Source organism: Pontibacter litorisediminis (genome assembly GCF_029360645.1).
GTDB classification, from domain to species: Bacteria; Bacteroidota; Bacteroidia; order Cytophagales; family Hymenobacteraceae; genus Pontibacter; species Pontibacter litorisediminis.
The window spans coordinates 731,631-749,288 of sequence record NZ_JARDUA010000002.1 but is presented as its reverse complement, the minus strand read 5'-3'; the positions used below and the strand labels follow the sequence as shown (position 1 = coordinate 749,288).

Sequence of the window (17,658 nt, the reverse complement as noted above, 5' to 3'; positions counted from 1 at the left end):
AACTCACAAATCTTGAACTTAAAAACCCTTCTGTAGGCAATACACGGCTTTTTTCGATAGCTAGGACCCTGTAAGTATAACTATCGTCCGGCTTACTCCGTTTGTAGTGGAATAACATCAACCACTATAAACGAGAATATAAACTATGGATGCAAACGATCTAAAAAGAAAAGCAGACACAATGAACCCGCAGAAAGAAGAAGGACCAGTAGCCGCAGCAATTGAGGAGTATACCGCCCGTATACCTTCCGACATGTACCTGTGGGCCGCATTGGGTTCTATGGCTGTATCAGCCACGCTTAAGGTAATGAGAAAAGACGAGGAAGCGTTGTTCGTAGGCCAATGGGCCCCGTCTTTCCTGCTGCTGGGGGTTTACAACAAACTTGTAAAGCAACTTGGCAAAGACAAATACAGATCCTAAGAATCTGTACCCATAAACAAAAAGAGGAAGCAGGCTGCTTCCTCTTTTTGTTTATGGGCGCTTCAGGCCTCGTCCGGCTCCTGCCGGTTTACGCGCTCATACTTAACGGCAATCGCTGAGGGGGTGATCGTCTGGTTGTGGTAGTCTGCGTACGCTTTGGTTACCTCCGCGCCGAGCATCAGGATAACGGCAGAGTAGAAGACCCACAGTAACAGCACCACCAACGAGCCGGCGGTGGCATAAATGCCCGTCACCTTCACGTTCTCCAGTATCAAACTGATCACTTCTTTGCCTACCAGGAAAAGCACAGAGGTGATGACGCCTCCGGACACAGCATTTTTCCAGCCTACCCGGGCGTCCGGAAGCACCTTGTGGAGAGCCGTAAAAAACACCAGCATCATCAGGATATTAAAGGCCGTGTTGATGGCACGTATGGCCGGGCTCAGGTACTCCTCGAACAGGTCCTGCAGTTGCCCGCTGTAAATGCTGATCACCGTGTCCAGCAGGATACTGGTGATGAACAGGAAGCCCAGGCTGGCGACCACCAGCAGCGTGGGTATCCGGTGCCTGAGCAAGGTCAGGTACTTTACATCGTGCTTTACCCGTACCTGCCACACGGCGTTCAGCGCTTTCTGGATGATGAAAAAGATGATCGTGGCGCTTTTGATGATCACGGCCAGCCCGACTACGATGCCCCAGAAGCTTACCGGAATAGTTGTCAGGTTCCTGAGAACCTCGCTTACCTGGTGGGCAGCCTCCTGGCTGATGAGTGCCTCTATGTGCTGCACAAGCTTTTTCTGCACGTCAGCTTCGGAGAAGAAAAGCGACCCCAGGAAAGACACGATGATCAGTATGGACGGCAAGGAGAAAATGGTGAAAAAGGCGATGGCCGCGCTGTACACAATAGGCTCGCCGCGCTGAAAGTTCTTCTTGGAGTCCTTCAATATCTCCCAGCTTGTTTTCAGGAATGTCTTCAATCGTTTCGTAGTATGGTAGGCTAATAGAACGTGCCAGTGCGGGAGAGGTTCCTGCCTTTTGTACCCAGGGAGAAGTATAGAACTGGTTTGAGCGCCGCCTTTACTCCAATTCGAATGCCTTGGCCGGAGTTGCGCCCCTGCCCGCGCTCGGGGCTACGGAGGGGAACAATTCTCACAGAAATCGTAACAGTTAGGGTTATGTTTACTATAAGCGATATTCCTAAATTCTTTCTGGCCTTCTTCCTGGTGCTGCCGGTTATTTCCTTTTTACACGAGGCGGGCCATGTGTTTTTTGCCTGGCTGATGGGGGGCAAGAACATTAAAGTAACCGTAGGCAGCGGGGATGTGCTTTTTCGCCTCGGGCTGCTGGAGGTTCGGAAGTATTATTTCTGGTACGGCCTGTGTTCTTTCGATAACCTGAAGCGCAACAAGCGCCTTTCGAACATCCTTATCTTTCTGGGGGGGACACTGTTCAACGCCATATCTGCCTTGGTCGTGATGTATCTGGTGGAGGAGGGGACGGTAGAGGCCGGCCTGTTGACCTACCAGTTTACCTACTTCTCGATGTACTATATCTTTTTTGCGCTGCTGCCCATGCCTTACCCGGACGGCAGCTACAGCGACGGTAAAGTTATACTTGACCTGCTCCGGGACAGGCCCCAGGTCAGGGAGAACATCTACCGAATTGCATGGGACAAGGAAAAAGAGCAGTGGCAGGTGTTGGACCACAATAAAAAGGTTGTGCAAACTGCCGAGAACGAGGAGGAGGCGCTTGCCTCGGCACATGAGCTGGCGCAGAGCCACAGGCCGAGCCGCCTGCTCCAGGCAAAGGACGACGAGGAATTTGAAGTGTGCAACTACCCGCGGGTGCCACTTTAAGTTTTTGTTAACCAGCCGGTAGCGAGAAAGGCGCGGCCCCAACCTTCATCTTTATACATCTCCCTACCCTGTGCTGCGTAGTTAAAGGCACGCAAAACCCTATCAACTTTATGATTACAGCCATTGTTAGCTTTCTGGTTATGCTTAACCCCTTCGCGCTCTTTCTCTACCTCAAACCGGTGATGAGCGACCTGTCGGATGATGACTTCCGTTCTGTTTTTATCAAAGCCAGCAGCATCTCCTTCGGTATTTACCTGGTGTTCCTGCTGCTCGGCGACCTGGTGTTCCAAAAAGTGTTCCGTATCGACTTTGAGTCTTTCAGGATCTTTGGGGGCGTGGTGTTGTTTTCCTTCGCCTACATCTTTATCGTGCAGGGCAAGAAAGCCTTTATACAGATAAAAGGCGATCTCCATGACCTGGCCTCGGAGATCGCCTTGCCTTTTATGGTGGGGGCCGGCACTATATCGCTTACCGTGCTGATGTCGGAGCAGTTGGTGCTGTGGCAGGGGGTGCTCTCGCTGGTGATCATCATGCTCGTCAACTTCGCCATCATCATGGGGATGAAAACGATGCGCCGCGGCATGCGCTCCAAAAAAGTGCAGATCGCCTTTGACAAGAACATGGAGCTGCTGCTGCGCATCAACGGCTTTTTCCTGGGTGCGATCGGCATCGACATGATCGTGTCCGGCATCCGAAACCTTATGATGGCGGGAATGGAGTAGCACCAAGCGTTTACTGCCGGATCACATCCTCCGAATACACCAGCCACAGCGGCACATCCACGTCGGTGTTATACATCTCGGTGGGCACGCTGCCCAGGCTTAGCGACGGCAAGGGGTTGTTGCCCTTTAGCCCGAGCACAAGCAGGTCGTGGCGGCCTTTTTCCAGGTGCAGGATGATGCGCTCTGCTATACTTTTGTTGGCCGCGCGCACCAAGGTGTAGGGCACTGTGGCAATCTCCTGGTGCCGCTTCTGCAGGTCGGCAAACTTTTGCTTTACCACTTCCTCGGCCTTGCGCACCGCTTTTTCTTCCGAGAGCAGCGGGAAAAACTGCGTGGGCAGGCGGTACACGTGCATGATCTCCAGTTGCAGCCCCAGCTGGTCCGACAGGTTTTTGCTGAGCCGGAGCGCATGCACAGAGGTATCCGAGAAGTCTATCGGTACCAGTACCTTTCGGATCTCAAAGCTGGCCGTCTCGGGGAACACGAGCACACTGCACGGGAGTATGCGCAGCAGTTTTGTGCCCAGGGAACCGGTGCTTTTGTCGCTCATCTTCTTGCCCAGCAACGTGAGTTTAATGCCGAAGCGCTTTACGATGTCGGCAAGTATAACCTCGGTATTGGGCTCCTCGCTTACCAGGATCTCGTGCTCCGCGGCGTTGCCGAACTGCTCGGCCACAATGTCGGCGATGTTGTCTTCCACCTCCTTGCTCAGGTCCACGTCCCCGATCATCTCCCGGAAATCGTCTCCCAGCTCATAGAGCTTGATGTTGTGCACGAAGTATACTTTGCGCACATCCATGTGCTGGCAAATGGAGCGGGAAAAGGCAACTAGTTTCTCGTCTATATCGCTCAGGTCCAGGCAGACCATCATCGCGTCAATCTTAATCATAATACATCAGGGTTTGGTGGTGTAGGGTTATCTCTTCTGCTTTCGGCTACTCTGGCATCTTGTTTTTGGGCGCGCTTGGCCAGCATTTCGGCCACCAGTTGCTGGTAGGCCTTGCGTTGCTGCGCCCTGCCCAGCTTGGTTTCCTCTGCGGCTTCCTCGTCCAGGCCCCGGTACAGGCTGTAGCACATCAGCAAAAGTATAATGGCAAAAGGAAGCCCGGTGATGATAACGGCTGTCTGCAGGGCCTGCAAGCCCCCGCCGAGCAGCAGCACGGCAGCCACCGCGCCGCCTGCCAGCGCCCAAAACACGCGTATGCCCACCGATGGGTTCGGGTTGCCGCCGGAGGTCAGGCTCACGACCACCAGCGAGCCGGAGTCGGAGGAGGTGACAAAGAAGCCCGCCACCAGCAGGACACCGATCACGGAGAGCACCGTGGAAAAGGGCAGCTGCTCAAAGAAGACGAACAGGGCCGTCGACATGTCCGCAGCCACGGCGTTTGCAATGGTGGTGTCGCCCGCCAGGGTTTCGCGCAGGGCGGTGCTGCCGAAGGCGGTCATCCAGAGGAAAGAGAGGAGCGAAGGGGCGATAAGCACGCCAAGTACAAACTCCTTGATGGTTCTCCCTTTGGATACCCTTGCGATGAAGATACCTACGAATGGCGCCCAGGAGATCCACCAGGCCCAGTAGAAAACCGTCCAGCCGCCTTGCCAGTTTCGGGTGGAGTAGGCCTCGTTCCAGAACGAGAGCTGCATGAAGTTGCCAATGTAGGAGCCGGTGTTCTGCACGTAAGAGCCAAGTATGAACACGGTCGGCCCCAGCACCAGCACCGCCACCAGTATAAACAGCGCGATCCGGATGTTCCACTCACTCAGGATGCGCACGCCCTTGTCCACCCCGGTAACCACAGAAATGGTGGCAATGCCCGTGATAACGACAATGAGGATAATCTGCGTGGTGATGTCATTTACTATGGCAGGGAATACGTGGTTGAGCCCGGCCGCTACCTGCTGCACACCCAAGCCAAGCGAGGTAGCCAGACCGAACAGCGTTGCGATCACAGCCAGGATATCGATCACATGCCCCACCACGCCATGGATGCGCTCGCCCAGAAAAGGGTAGAACGCGGAGCGTACGGTGAGCGGCAGCTGCCGGTTGTATGTAAAGAAAGCCAGCGCCAGCGCCACCAGTGCATAGATAGCCCAGGCATGCAGGCCCCAGTGCAGAAACGTGTAGTTCATGGCCTGGCGGGCGGCAGCGGGTGTGCCGGGCTCGCCGAGCGGGGGCGTCTGGAAGTGGTTGATGGGCTCGGCGATACTCCAGAACAGCAAGCCTATCCCCATGCCGGCGCTAAACAGCATGGCAAACCAGGACGAGGTGCTGAACTCCGGCTTCGCGTCCTTGCCCCCCAGCCGTATCTTTCCGAACCGGCTGAAGGCTACATAGAAGCAGAAAACCACAAACAGGTTCACGCAAAGTATAAACAGCCAGCCCATGTTGGAGGTTACGGCTGCCTGCGCGTTGCTGAAGAAAGTTTCCGCGCTCTCCCTGAAAATAAGCACCAGGGCAATGCTGATCACCAGAAACACAATAGATGACCAAAACACGGGGCCGTTGACATCCAGCCCTGCAGATTTTTTTATATCGCTTTTAACTTTACTCATTCATATAGCATTAAAGTATCAGAAATAGTATCCTAGGTTGATGTTAAAGCGCATGTGCCAATCCGTTTCTCCGGGTGTGCCGGCGGCCAGCGCGTTTGTCCATTCCGGCCCCAACCACGGGTGGTTGTAGCCAAATGCCGCGTCTGTATAGATGTACATGGGCCCTGCGGTCCATAAGGCTCCCAGCACGTTCATGTGCGCATTTTCATATCCGCTCACGCGCTTGTTATAGTAGGCGTAGTTGTTATAGATATCCACCCCCTGCAGCAGCTTCGTGTCGACGGGGATGTGGTAGGAGACGCCAGCCGTGTAGATCTCGCCTTTGTTGGCCACATTGTAGTTGGCTCCGTAGGCGCCCATCTCCACAAAGTCGAGCTCGTTTCCGGCAGCATACTTTGGGTTAAAGTGGTAGAGCATGGCCTGTAGCTTTACGTTCCAGGGGCTGTGGCCGGTCTTGTATTCGTAGTGAACCGCCCCGGCATAGCGGGTGCCGTTCCGCTCGGTGTCGAGGTTGTAGAGCAGCCCGCCCTGTAGCGACACCCCCAGTTCGTGCGCCAGGCTGTCGCCCAGCCGCCGCACCACTTTAAAGTCCAGCTGGTTGTTTTCCTTGTTCCGCCCCGTCACGTCGTAGGAGTAGCGGTTAGGGCTGGGGTCCGTCAACGCAAACACAAACTCCTCGGCACTCTTGTAGTACGCTGCCTGCCATTGCCACCGGCCTGTGTCGCGGATGTACTTCACACCCATGTCATGGTCATCCTCAAAGCCGACATAGTAGGTCATGTTAAAGAACCAGTTGTTGGAGTTGTACTGCTGTATGCCGAAGGGTACCTGGTTCAGGCCTACCTGTAGCTGCGACTGGTCTGAGAAATCGTACTGGAACCAGGCCTGCTTTAAGAAGGAGCCGCCAAAGGCCTGGGAGTAGTGGCGGAACTCCGCGTTGAGCTTGATGCCTCTGTACTCGGCCTCAGCGTTCAGGCGGAACATATCAAAGCCAAAGTCGCCGCCGCGCTCCAGTTGGTCCTCCTTCCAGGTAGAAAGGTTGTAGTTAAACCGCACGGCGCCGCCTAGCTTCAGGTATGGCTTTTCCTCCGGTTTATCTTCCGGGTACTGCGCCACGCAAACCACGCTGATCAAGAGAAGGAGGGGCAGGAAAGGCAAAGCCCGACGAAGTAGTAATGCTTTTTTCAATTGCACCAAGTGTTAAAGTAAAATGTGGTACTACATAGATGACGAGGTGAGTTGGCAAAGGTTACTTAGGGCCGTGCTGCAAGGGTATAAGGTTGCTGAATACTAGTGGACAAGGCTGGAAGAACGGCAGCAAAAACGAAAGCCCCGCTGGCAGATGCCGGCGGGGCTTTCGTTATACCAGTTATACTTGCGGCCTGCCTAGAAATAGGCAAACAGCTTATCCGGGTGTATTACTTCTTAGACTGCGGGCCCGGCACCGGGAAGCCACGGTCACGCATCAGCGCATCGATCTTGGCGTCGCGGCCACGGAACTGGCGGTAAGCATCGGCAGGGTCCATGGAATTGCGCGGGGCAAACAGGTACTTTACCAGCTTGGCTGCTACCTCGGCATCGTAGAACCCGCCCGGAGCCTCGGCAAAGGCCTCGGCTGCATCAGAGGTCAGCACATCGGCCCACAGGTATCCGTAGTAACCGGTGGCATAGCCCTCGCCGGAGAACACGTGCCCGAAGTGCGGGGAGCGGTGGCGCATCACGATCTCCTTCGGCATGCCTAGCTTCGCCAGTGTCTCGCGCTCAAATTTGTCCGGGTCCAGGCCGTTCGGGTCAGCCAGATGGAAGTGCATGTCCATCAGGGCGGAGGCCAGGAACTCAGTAGTGGCAAAGCCCTGGTTGAAGGTAGCGGCTTTCTTGATCTTAGCCACCAGCTCCTGCGGCATTGGCTCACCGGTCTTGTAGTGCTTCAGGTACTGGTTGATCACCTTATCGGTAGACAGCCAGCGCTCCAGCAACTGCGACTGGAACTCCGTGTAGTCACGCACGCCGCTGTTCAGCGTCGGGTACTTCACGTTAGAGGCCAGGAAGTGCAGCGCGTGCCCGAACTCGTGGAAGAAGGTCTCCGCGTCGTCCCACGACACCAGTACCGGCTCCCCTGGGGCAGGCTTCACAAAGTTAGAGTTGTTAGAGGAAAGCACTGTCTCCTTGCCGTCGAAGGTCGTGTGGGCGCGGTAGGTCGTGGCCCAGGCACCGGAGCGCTTACCCTGGCGCGCAAACGGGTCAAGGTACCACAGGCCAATGTGCTCGCCTGTTGTTTTATCGGTCACCTCCCATACTTTCACATCCTCATGGAATACCGGCACAGAGCCTTCCGGCACCGGCGTGAACTTAAAGTTAAACAGCTCACCGGCCGTGAAGAAGATCGCATCGGTCAGGTTGCCCAGCTCCAGGTACTGCTTCACCTCGTCGGAGTTCAGGTCATACTTTGCCTGGCGCACTTTCTCGGCGTAGTAGCGGTAATCCCACGGCTCTATGCTAATCTTGGTCTTGCTCGTTTTGTTGGCCAGTTGCTGCATGTCGGCAACTTCCTCTTTGGCTCTGGCAATGGCGGCCGGCCACACGGCCTGCATCAGGTCCATGGCCGCCTCAGGCGTTTTGGCCATTCGGTTCTGCAGGCGCCACTGCGCGTAATTGTCGTAGCCCATCAGCTGCACGCGCTCACGGCGCAGCTTCAGGATATCCACAATGTTCTGGTTGTTGTCGTGTTCGTCGCCGTTGTCGGCGCGGGAGTAGTAGTTCTTCCATACCTTCTCGCGCAGGGCGCGCTCATCCGAATAGGTCAGGAACTGGTCCATGGATGAGCGGGTGTTCGTAACGGCGTATTTGCCTTCCTGCCCGCGGTCAGCGGCGGCTTTGGCCGCTGCCTTCACAAAAGACTCCGGCAGGCCGCCCAGTTGCTCTTTGGTGAGGTACACTACGTACTTCTCCTCATCAGCCAGAATATTGTTGGAGAACTCAGTGTAAAGCAATGACAGTTCTTTGTTGATCTCGGCGTAGCGCTTTTTGGCCTCCGGGCTCAGGTCTGCGCCTTCCATGGCAAAGCCTTCGTACACCAGCTGTACCACCCGCTGCTGGTCTGCCGGAAGCGGGTTCTTCTTCGCATTCTCATAAACGGTTTTCACGCGCTGGAAAAGCTTCTCGTTCTGCGAGATCTTGGAGTTGAACTCAGAGATTTTCGGGGCCAGCTCTGCCTGTACTTTCCTGAATTCCGGCGTAGACACGTTACTGCTCCAGATACCGTAGTAGGTGAACACGCGGCCCAGTTCCTCCCCGGCCCTCTCCATTTCCTCAATGGTGTTCTCGAAGGTAGCCGGCTGCGGGTTGTTGGCGATTGCCTCAATCTCCGCCAGGTTTAGGGCCATGGCTTTCTCTATGGCAGGCTGCAGGTCAGCCAGGTTCATTTTATCGAAAGCAGGAACACCGCCATAGGGCCCGGTCCACTCTTTCAGCAGCGGGTTAGTTTCTTCCTGCTTTTGGTCAACGGTGGCTTGAGTCTGCTGCGACTGCTCCTGCTGCTGCACCGACGTGCAGTTGGTCAGGGCTAGTACAGCCACCAAACTACCGGCAGTTATAATTTTCTTTTGCATAGATTAGGTTAAATAGGTGAAAATTGCCTCGGAAGGCCCGATTTTCTAAAATCAAGCCCAAGATACGAAAAACAAGCAAAAACGCTCATAAAGCCAGGCCAGCATGCGTAGGAAGATCCTTCTGGCCTGGCAAGTGCGCAAGGTTGGAGCCATTCCTGCACAAATTCTGTGCTATAGTTGGGGAAGGGCCGCTAAAAAAGTGTTATGATTACATCGTATTGCCTTAAAATGATGTATAGAAAGAACGCACCCGGAGGTAAATCATAATAGAAGGCAGCCTGGGTAAAACACACGTTATGGAAAAGGACAGGTACAGTGAACTAACTTTATCGGAAGTGTTCCGGAGCGGGTTCGTTTCGTTGCATTATGATGCCTCATATTCGCTGTTGATTGTAAAGTGGGAGCGGCAAATAGACTTGGATGAGCGCAAAGAAGGTTTCCTGAAAGCCCTGGAATTCTCTGTAGAGCACAACGTGCTGAACTGGCTCATAAATGACGAGGAGATCTTTGTGATTACCACGGCGGAGCAAAAGTGGATAGAGAATGAGTGGACAGAGCTGGTGGCAAAATCCGATATTCAGAAGATTGCCGTTTGGCACCCGGACCACTACAACAGCCTGGTTACTTTTACAGAGTTTACACAGCGGGCTCAAAAAAAGTACCGGCAGCACGGTACAACCCACCACGAAGTGTTCATGGATTTTCAGACAGCGCTGGAATGGCTGCTGGCCGAGGAGGACAGGGAAGGGTAGAATCGCCACACGAGCAGGCCACCGTGAGCAGCCCTGCCTGCCTTGTGCCACCTTCCTGTTCCGCACCTGGCAAAAGGGGGTAGGCTTACTTCCTAAACACCGCCGCCTTCCGGTGGGGCTGGCCACCTGTGATTGCCGGGTACTGAGGCGAAGCAAGCGCCATCTAAGGCCGCGTATGGGCTATAGCCGTGCTGACGCTGCGGCAACAAATCAGGCACATTTCATAACATAAGTTAATTATCTCCTGTTTTACTTATACTAAACAAGAGCATCATGCGTAGAATAGATTGTTCCACCAGCCTGATATCTGCCATGTATACCACTGTATTTAAATTTGACAAGGGAAGCCCTTTTGTTGACGCCAGGCGCCCGGTAAGTAACGAAATCCGTGACAGGCTGCTTTGGCAGGCAATGCGCCTCTCTAAGTGCGGAAGGCGTGTGTTTAAGGAGGGTTTAGTGGTGTACACTCCTTTACCTGCTTACCTGGAGGGGCCAACCACCCTGGAGGTGTACTGGGACTTTGAGAGCCCCGAGGAGTACGACACATACCCAAAGGCCGCCTCCTGAAATTCTCCTAACAATGCCTGTACAGGCGGCTCCCTATTTTAGAACGCAACGTATACTACCACATGAACCTCAACCTATTCAACACCCACACCCTGGCAGGAAGATTGGAAATTATCTGGGCGCACGGGAATTTTATCGCCTACCGTGGCAGGAGAGGCTACCGCATTGCGTTATACGACATGGGCAGCTTTTTTGCAGAGGTATGGTATAACCCTGAAAACGACTACATCAGCCTGGTGCGCGGCTTTATCAGTAAAAAAGCGCTGGAGCCTTATATCACGCAGGTAGACCTGATGGAGATGTTCGACTGGTAAACCCTTTCTTTGTTGCCTCACCGCCCGCATCTGTAAGTGCCCCTGAGCCGACATGGCGCATCCCTGTGCCTTGCTCCAGCCGTTAGGGCTTTCCATATAAAATGCTGTTCTCATACTTGCACACTGGTGCATCAGCAAAAAAACACGCCAGGTTTTGCTAACTTGCAACTATAGTAGGTAATTATACTAAACGATAGGCACGTTAGATGAACTTCATAAGAAACCTAAAGATCAGGGACAAACTCATCCTTTTGCTCTCCCTGCTGCTAATCCCGCTTGTATACTTTGTTACCCAAACCTTGCTGCTCGAGCTGGAAGAGAGCGAGGCGCTGCAGCAGGAGTCGCTGCAGTTAGAGGAATCTGAGAAAATCTCCACGCTTTTGCATTACTTTCAGCGGGAGCGTGCCCGCATCCTGGCCGCCGCCGCCGGCGACACCGCCATGCTACAGGAGGCAAAAGCACATAGAAGCATGACCGATGCGGCGGAAAGAGAGCTGGAGGCGTTCCTGGAGGCTAACGGGCGCCAACTGCAGGAGCTGGCCTTGCTGAACGAACAGAAGAAGTACCGGGACGCGCTGGATAGGCAGGCGTTTAACGAAGCGGAGTACAGGGCGTACTCTTCCTCGCTGATCTTTAGCCTGCTGAACCGTATGGATGCCAATGCCTCTGGCACCAGCAATGTGGCGCTAAGCCAGCAGCTGATAAGCTTTCGGCACCTGACGGAGGCAAAGATCCAACTGGCCAGGGTCAGGAGCCTGCTGATGCGGGTGCTGCGGGAGGAGACGTTCTCTTACCAGGACTATGCCCTGGCTACCAGCCAGATCAGCTCCTACAAAAGGTCGTTGGATGACTTTAACAGGTATGCCAGTGCAGATGCCAGGCGCAGCGTGCGCGACATCGCTATTTCCGACAGCTACAAAAAGGTGTCTGCCATGCTGGAAGCAATCGAGGCGAACCCGCAAATGAGGCTCGGGGGCTTTGACCCCGCCACCGTGTTTGAGACCTTCACCAAAACTATAGAAGACTACCGGGATGCAGAGCAAGCCCTGATCAAGGGCATTGCGGCAGATGTGGAGAAGCGCATCGCTGAGAAACAGGGGGCCATCGCCGCGCTCATCATCATCTTTGTGGCTATACTTGGCTTAACAATCTTCTTGTCGATGTACATCATCAACCTGGTCTCCTCCTCACTCACCAAACTCAAAACCGCCGCCGACCGCATTAAGCTGGGCGCGACCGATGTGGTTATCGATGTTACCGCAAAGGATGAGATAGGAAGTGTGGCCGATTCGTTCAGGGGCGTGCTGAATAAGACAGTGAACCTCTCGGCGGTGGCACAGGCTATCGGAGAGGGCCGCTATGATGTGGAGGTGGAGATGCAGAGCGAGGAGGATGTGCTGAGCCAATCTATCCGGGAGATGAAGGACAACCTGCAGCGTTTCACCCTGGAGAATACCAATCGCAATTTCATACTTACGGGCGTGTCGGAGCTCAACAACCTGATAAGCGGGGAGAGTGCTCTGGTGAAAGTAGCTGAAAAAGCCATTTCTTACCTCTGCGACTACACTGCCTCTGAGGCGGGTATTGTATACCTGCACCACGACGACGGCAAGTTGACCCCTGCAGCCAGCTACGGCGTGGCAGTGGGGCAGGAGCAGCTCCCGGTGTTCGAGATCGGCTCGGGCAAGGTGGGGCAGGCAGTGCAGCAGCAGCGGGTTAAGGTGCTGGAAGGCGTGCCTGAAGAGTACCTGAAAATCAAAACCGGCCTGACTGACATCGAGCCCGCCACGGTTATCATCGTTCCGCTATACTTTGGCCAGAACATTGTGGGTGCCCTGGAGCTAGCCTCCCGAAAGCCTTACAACGAGCTGCACCAGCGCCTGTTCGACACGGTGTCGGAGCGGGTTGCCGTGGTTATCCATACCTTAAGGCAGCACCTGCAAACACAGGAGTTGCTGTACGAAACACAAAACCAGGCCGAAGAGCTGGAGACACAGCAGGAGGAGCTACGCCAGCTGAACGCGGAGCTGAAGGCCTCGGAAGAGGAGCTGCGCGTGAACCAGGAGGAGCTGCAGGAGAAGAATGCCGAGCTGGAGGAGAAGGCGCAACTGCTGGAGGAGCAGTACGAGGCACTGGGAGCCAAAAACAAGGCCCTGGAGGATGCCCGAGAGGCCATTGAGCTGAAGATACAGCAGGTGGAGACGGTGAGCAAGTATAAGAGCGACTTCCTGGCCAATATGAGCCACGAACTGCGCACCCCACTCAACAGTATCCTTATCCTGTCGAGGCTGCTGGCCGATAATGTGGATAACACCCTCTCTACCAAACAGATCGACCATGCCCAGATCATCCACAAGTCCGGTAACGACCTGCTCCGGCTGATCAACGAGATCCTGGACCTGTCTAAGATCGAGTCGGGGATGGTGAAACTGGAGACAGAGGAGCTGAAAGTGAGAGACATCTCTCTGGAGCCGCTGTTTAGGGAGGTGGCCGCCAAAAAGAATATTCGCTTTACAGAGCACCTCAACCCGGGCAGCGCCGACTTTATCGTGACTGACCGCTTCCGGCTGGAGCAGATCCTGAAGAACTTCATCGGCAATGCACTGAAGTTCACCGAGGAGGGCGGCGAGGTGGAGTTCTCCATCTCACCGGTGCTGCACAGGCCGAAGTTCACATCGGAGCAGCTGCGTGAGCAGACCGATATCCTGGCCTTCGCGGTGCGTGACACAGGCATCGGCATACCGAAAGAGAAGCAGGGTATGGTGTTCGAGGCCTTCCAACAGGCTGATACCTCCACCACGCGCAAGTATGGCGGCACCGGCCTGGGCCTGACCATCAGCAAGGAGCTGGCGGCCCTGTTAGGTGGTGAGTTGATGCTGGAGAGCGAACCGGACAAGGGCAGCACCTTTACGCTATACTTGCCGCGCGTGCCACACGGCGTCCCGCAAAAGCAGTCCGAGCCGGTTTCGGCGCCTGTGCCGGCGCCTGCCCCTGTAAGTATAAACCAGGCCAAGCCTGCTGCGGTAGCCGCCGCGCCGGTGCAGGTAAACGGCAAAGGCCAAAGCGTGGGCCAGATGTTCCTGGACATGGAGCGCCAGGACAGGCAGGACATCAAGGTGCTGATCGTGGAGGACGACAAGGGCTTCAGCGATATTCTGGCTGACTTTGCCGCCGCCAAGAACTTTACCGTGCACCAGGCCTACAACGGGCAGGATGGCCTGCAGGTGGCCCGCAAAGAAAAGCCGGACGCCATGCTGCTCGACATCCACCTGCCCGACATGACGGGCTGGGATGTGCTGAAGCAGGTGCGGGAGGACAAGGAGCTGCGCCACATGAACGTGCACGTGATGTCGGCCTACGACAAGGAGGTGATCGGGGAGCATGCCGAGAACGAGGAGTACCTGCCCAAGCCAGTAACGCTGGAGATGCTGAACAAGGCCTTTACCTCCATTGCCGGCAAGTATGGCACGGCCATAGAAAACATTCTGATCGTGGAGGATAACGAGATTGAGAATCGGGCTGTGTCTGAGCTGCTGCTCGCTCACGGCCTCAAGTCAACCTCGGCTTACTCGGCAGAGGAAGCCGAGCGGGTGCTGGCCAAGCAGAAGGTAGACTGCATCATCCTCGACCTGAACCTGCCGGGCATGAAAGGCTACGACTGGATGAGGAAGGTTAAGTCGCAGACCGGGCTGGCCGATATTCCGATCATTATTTACTCGGGCAAAGACCTGAGCGAGGAGGAAGAGGCGAAGCTGAAGGAGTTCGCCAACACGATCATCATCAAAAACGAGTATTCTTACCTGCGCCTGCTGGACGAGGTGCAGCTGTTCCTGCACAAGGTGAACCAGAAGCTGCCGCAGGGCCGGGAGTTTAAGATGAAGCTGCACGTGCCGGAGGAGGTGCTGCGCGGCAAGAAAGTGCTGGTGGTGGACGACGACGTACGCAACATCTACTCGCTGAGCAGCCTGCTGGAGCTGCACGGCATGGAGGTGGTGGCCGCCTATAACGGTAAGGAGGCGCTGGAGAAACTCAGTACCGAGAGTGGTGTGGACATGGTGCTGATGGATGTGATGATGCCGGAGCTGGACGGCATAGAGGCAACAAAACGAATCCGGGAGATTTCTCGTTTTAAGCAACTCCCGATCATTGCCCTCACCGCAAAAGCCATGAAAGAAGACAGAGAGAAATGTATAGAAGCCGGTGCCTCCGACTACATCCCGAAACCGGTAGACACAGACAAGTTGCTGACCTTAATGCGGGTTTGGTTGTATGAGGCTTGAGAACGAGGTGCTTTTTGAGCAGGAGGTTGAGGCGCTGATTCAAGACATCCATACGCAGTACGGCTACGACTTCAGCGGCTATGCGCGGGCCTCGGTGTACCGCCGCATCAAGCGGTTTCTGGGGCAAAAGCACCTGCAAAGCCTGAGCGCCCTGCGCGAGCGCCTGTTCTCCGACAGTTTCTTTTTCGAGAACTTCCTGCAGGAGCTGACGGTGAACGTGACGGAGATGTTCCGCGACCCCACGTTCTTCCTGTCGCTGCGGGAGAACGTGCTACCTATACTGAGTACCTATCCCTACATCAGGATCTGGGATGCCGGCTGCTCCACGGGCGAGGAGCTTTTCTCGTTGGCCATACTTTTAGAGGAAGCGGGGTTGCTGGGGCGCACCAAGATCTACGCCACCGACATTAACCAGAAGGTGCTGCGGCAGGCAAAGGAAGGAATCTTCCCGGCCTCCAACATGGCAGCTTATACTTCGGCCTACTACGCGGCTGGCGGCAAACATGATTTTGCCGAGTATTACACCAGCAACTACGGCAACGTGAAGTTTAACTCGAAACTGGTGAAGCAGGTGGTGTTTTACCCGCACAACCTGGCCACCGATACTTCTTTCAATGAGTTTCACCTGGTGGTGTGCCGCAATGTGCTGATCTACTTTAACCGGCAGCTGCAGGAGCGGGTGCTACGCCTGTTCGATGAGAGCCTGGTGAGTTTGGGTTACCTGGCGCTGGGCAAAAAGGAAACACTGGCCATGTCGGGCATCAGTGGCAATTACAACGTGGTGGATAAGAGCAACCGCCTATACCGGAAGACAAACTGATGCAAGGTGCTTTGAAACTGATCGTGATAGGAGGGTCGTGGGGAGGAATCCGGGCGTCGTTATCGGTCTTAGAGCAACTGCCCGCCAATTATAGTATACCTATTGTGCTGGTGCTGCACCGCCTGCGCAACCAGGAGGGCAACCTGCAGGAGCTGCTGGACAAGAAGCTTCGGCTAAAGGTGGTGGAGGTGGAGGAGAAGGAGCCCCTGTTGCCGGGGCATGTGTACCTGGCGCCGGCCAACTACCATGTGCTGCTCGAAAAAGACCACACCTTCTCCTTGGATGACTCGGAGCTGGAGAATTACTCCCGCCCCTCCATAGACGTTACCTTTACCAGCGCAGCCGATATTTTTGCAGAAAATACCGTCGGTGTGCTATTAAGTGGCGCCAGCAGGGACGGAAGTTCAGGATTAAAATATATATTTGAAAAAGGTGGCAAGGCTTTGGTACAGGACCCTGCCGAGGCTGAGGTTGCCACCATGCCACAGGCAGCCATCGAGGTCATCCCTGGCTGCACCATACTGAATGTAGCGCACATAAAGGAGTTTTTGCTTTCCTTACATGAACACTGAACAAGATATCGAACCGCTAACAACAGATTCTAATGTACACCCTGTGCGGATCCTGCTGGTGGACGACAAGCCGGAGAACCTGGTAAGTCTGGAAAGCCTGCTGTCGGAGGAAGGCGGCAACATTACCTACCTGTTTGCGCACTCTGGTGAGGAGGCACTGAAGATAGCGCTGCAGGAGGAGCTTGCCCTTATCCTGCTGGATGTGCAGATGCCCAACATGAACGGTTATGAAGTGGCCCGTTACCTGCGCAATATCTCCAAGACCCGCGACATCACGATCATTTTCGTAACAGCCATAGCCCAGCAGGAGGCACACGTGATAGAAGGCTTTGAGGCCGGAGCCGTGGACTTTCTGTTTAAGCCGCTGCACCCTTCCATCACCAAGGCCAAAGTAGACGCCTTTGTACGGTTCTACCTGCAGAAAAAGGAGCTGGAGCACACAAACAAGCAAGTGCAGGCCATTAACCAGCAACTGGAGGTGCGCGTGGCGGAGCGCACCCGCGAGCTCACCAAGGTAAACAAGGACCTCGATAACTTTGTGTACACCGCCTCCCACGACCTGAAGGCCCCCATCAACAACATCGAAGGGCTGATGACTGCCCTGCAGGAAACGCTTGTGGAAAGGCAGCTGGAGCTGGACGAGGTAGCGCCCATCCTGGACATGATAAACGATGCTATAGGCAGGTTCAAAAACACGCTGGCAGACCTGACCGAGGTAGCCAAGGTGCAGTATCAGGAGCAGGTCCCGAACCCGGAAACGGTTAACTTTAAGGAAATACTGGAAGACGTAAAGGTGCATGTAAAAGACCTCATCCATAGGTATGATGCCATCATTGTGGACGATTTCTCTGCCGCCCCGGAAATCAACTTCTATAAGAAAAACCTGCGCAGCATCCTCTACAACCTTGTCTCAAACTCCATTAAGTATAGCTCTCCGGTAAGAAGACCTGAAATTGTCATTTCCACGGCGCTGGTAGGAGACTATACTTTGCTCTCGGTGCGCGACAATGGCCTTGGCGTGCGAAAACAAGACCAGGATAAAGTGTTTGGCATGTTCAGACGCCTGCACGCGCATGTAGAAGGCACTGGCGTAGGCCTGGCCATTGTGAAGAGGATTGTGGAGAACTGCGAAGGCCGGATCGAGATCGATAGCGAGCTGGATGTGGGCTCGGAATTTAAAGTATACCTGAAGTAAG

The 17,658-nt window shown here is 54.8% G+C and carries 15 protein-coding genes; 10 read left to right on the top strand and 5 right to left on the bottom strand.

Translation table 11 applies throughout. The annotated features are described in order from the left end of the window. Positions 1-145 precede the first annotated feature (145 nt). Positions 146-421, top strand: coding sequence for a hypothetical protein (locus PXG97_RS09370; RefSeq protein ID WP_276497499.1), 276 nt, complete (start codon positions 146-148; stop codon positions 419-421). Positions 422-483: 62 nt separating this feature from the next. Here the strand turns inward: PXG97_RS09370 and PXG97_RS09365 are convergent, their stop codons facing one another. Next, positions 484-1,398 carry a YihY/virulence factor BrkB family protein gene (locus PXG97_RS09365; protein WP_276497498.1) on the bottom strand — a complete coding sequence of 305 codons (915 nt, stop codon included), beginning with the start codon at positions 1,396-1,398 and terminating at the stop codon, positions 484-486. Positions 1,399-1,596: 198 nt separating this feature from the next. Between PXG97_RS09365 and PXG97_RS09360 the strand changes: the two genes are divergently transcribed. Further along, positions 1,597-2,277, top strand: a complete 681-nt coding sequence (locus PXG97_RS09360; protein ID WP_276497497.1) for a M50 family metallopeptidase — start codon at positions 1,597-1,599, stop codon at positions 2,275-2,277. Positions 2,278-2,387: 110 nt separating this feature from the next. Then, positions 2,388-2,999 (top strand): MarC family protein, encoded by a 612-nt coding sequence (locus tag PXG97_RS09355; RefSeq protein WP_276497496.1) that lies wholly within the window; start codon positions 2,388-2,390, stop codon positions 2,997-2,999. A 10-nt stretch (positions 3,000-3,009) separates the two neighbouring features. Here the strand turns inward: PXG97_RS09355 and PXG97_RS09350 are convergent, their stop codons facing one another. The 4 genes from PXG97_RS09350 to PXG97_RS09335 form a co-directional block, all read right to left on the bottom strand. Continuing rightward, positions 3,010-3,888 (bottom strand): universal stress protein, encoded by an 879-nt coding sequence (locus tag PXG97_RS09350; protein WP_276497495.1) that lies wholly within the window; start codon positions 3,886-3,888, stop codon positions 3,010-3,012. After that, positions 3,885-5,549 (bottom strand): BCCT family transporter, encoded by a 1,665-nt coding sequence (locus PXG97_RS09345; RefSeq protein ID WP_276497494.1) that lies wholly within the window; start codon positions 5,547-5,549, stop codon positions 3,885-3,887. The genes PXG97_RS09350 and PXG97_RS09345 overlap by 4 nt, the downstream gene beginning before the upstream one ends. Positions 5,550-5,567: 18 nt before the next feature. Continuing rightward, positions 5,568-6,737, bottom strand: coding sequence for a hypothetical protein (locus PXG97_RS09340; RefSeq protein WP_276497493.1), 1,170 nt, complete (start codon positions 6,735-6,737; stop codon positions 5,568-5,570). 230 nt (positions 6,738-6,967) lie between these two features. Continuing rightward, positions 6,968-9,157 (bottom strand): M3 family metallopeptidase, encoded by a 2,190-nt coding sequence (locus tag PXG97_RS09335; RefSeq protein WP_276497492.1) that lies wholly within the window; start codon positions 9,155-9,157, stop codon positions 6,968-6,970. Positions 9,158-9,453: 296 nt separating this feature from the next. On the opposite strand from PXG97_RS09335, the gene PXG97_RS09330 reads away from it, so the two are divergent. From PXG97_RS09330 to PXG97_RS09300, 7 genes are all read left to right on the top strand, one after another. Next, positions 9,454-9,909, top strand: a complete 456-nt coding sequence (locus tag PXG97_RS09330; protein WP_276497491.1) for a hypothetical protein — start codon at positions 9,454-9,456, stop codon at positions 9,907-9,909. A gap of 273 nt (positions 9,910-10,182) precedes the next feature. Next, on the top strand, positions 10,183-10,476 hold the full coding sequence (locus tag PXG97_RS09325) for a hypothetical protein (RefSeq protein ID WP_276497490.1): 294 nt from the start codon (positions 10,183-10,185) through the stop codon (positions 10,474-10,476). 62 nt (positions 10,477-10,538) lie between these two features. Beyond that, complete coding sequence (locus PXG97_RS09320) at positions 10,539-10,790, top strand: hypothetical protein (protein ID WP_276497489.1); 252 nt, start codon at positions 10,539-10,541, stop codon at positions 10,788-10,790. A gap of 206 nt (positions 10,791-10,996) precedes the next feature. Beyond that, on the top strand, positions 10,997-15,070 hold the full coding sequence (locus PXG97_RS09315) for a response regulator (RefSeq protein WP_276497488.1): 4,074 nt from the start codon (positions 10,997-10,999) through the stop codon (positions 15,068-15,070). Further along, the gene (locus PXG97_RS09310; protein WP_276497487.1) at positions 15,060-15,890 is read left to right on the top strand and encodes a CheR family methyltransferase; all 831 of its coding nucleotides are present in this window, start codon (positions 15,060-15,062) and stop codon (positions 15,888-15,890) included. The genes PXG97_RS09315 and PXG97_RS09310 overlap by 11 nt, the downstream gene beginning before the upstream one ends. Next, positions 15,890-16,462 carry a chemotaxis protein CheB gene (locus tag PXG97_RS09305; RefSeq protein ID WP_276497486.1) on the top strand — a complete coding sequence of 191 codons (573 nt, stop codon included), beginning with the start codon at positions 15,890-15,892 and terminating at the stop codon, positions 16,460-16,462. The genes PXG97_RS09310 and PXG97_RS09305 overlap by 1 nt, the downstream gene beginning before the upstream one ends. After that, positions 16,452-17,657 carry a sensor histidine kinase gene (locus tag PXG97_RS09300; RefSeq protein WP_276497485.1) on the top strand — a complete coding sequence of 402 codons (1,206 nt, stop codon included), beginning with the start codon at positions 16,452-16,454 and terminating at the stop codon, positions 17,655-17,657. The genes PXG97_RS09305 and PXG97_RS09300 overlap by 11 nt, the downstream gene beginning before the upstream one ends. Position 17,658 lies beyond the last annotated feature (1 nt).

Bases quoted from the DNA above. Each gene is read 5' to 3' on its own strand.
- PXG97_RS09350 (WP_276497495.1), bottom strand. From the start codon at position 3,888: ATGATTAAGATTGACGCGATGATGGTCTGCCTGGACCTGAGCGATATA.
- PXG97_RS09370 (WP_276497499.1), top strand. From the start codon at position 146: ATGGATGCAAACGATCTAAAAAGAAAAGCAGACACAATGAACCCGCAG.
- PXG97_RS09325 (WP_276497490.1), top strand. From the start codon at position 10,183: ATGCGTAGAATAGATTGTTCCACCAGCCTGATATCTGCCATGTATACC.
- PXG97_RS09310 (WP_276497487.1), top strand. From the start codon at position 15,060: ATGAGGCTTGAGAACGAGGTGCTTTTTGAGCAGGAGGTTGAGGCGCTG.
- PXG97_RS09300 (WP_276497485.1), top strand. From the start codon at position 16,452: ATGAACACTGAACAAGATATCGAACCGCTAACAACAGATTCTAATGTA.
- PXG97_RS09345 (WP_276497494.1), bottom strand. From the start codon at position 5,549: ATGAGTAAAGTTAAAAGCGATATAAAAAAATCTGCAGGGCTGGATGTC.
- PXG97_RS09330 (WP_276497491.1), top strand. From the start codon at position 9,454: ATGGAAAAGGACAGGTACAGTGAACTAACTTTATCGGAAGTGTTCCGG.
- PXG97_RS09320 (WP_276497489.1), top strand. From the start codon at position 10,539: ATGAACCTCAACCTATTCAACACCCACACCCTGGCAGGAAGATTGGAA.
- PXG97_RS09360 (WP_276497497.1), top strand. From the start codon at position 1,597: ATGTTTACTATAAGCGATATTCCTAAATTCTTTCTGGCCTTCTTCCTG.
- PXG97_RS09305 (WP_276497486.1), top strand. From the start codon at position 15,890: ATGCAAGGTGCTTTGAAACTGATCGTGATAGGAGGGTCGTGGGGAGGA.
- PXG97_RS09315 (WP_276497488.1), top strand. From the start codon at position 10,997: ATGAACTTCATAAGAAACCTAAAGATCAGGGACAAACTCATCCTTTTG.
- PXG97_RS09335 (WP_276497492.1), bottom strand. From the start codon at position 9,157: ATGCAAAAGAAAATTATAACTGCCGGTAGTTTGGTGGCTGTACTAGCC.
- PXG97_RS09355 (WP_276497496.1), top strand. From the start codon at position 2,388: ATGATTACAGCCATTGTTAGCTTTCTGGTTATGCTTAACCCCTTCGCG.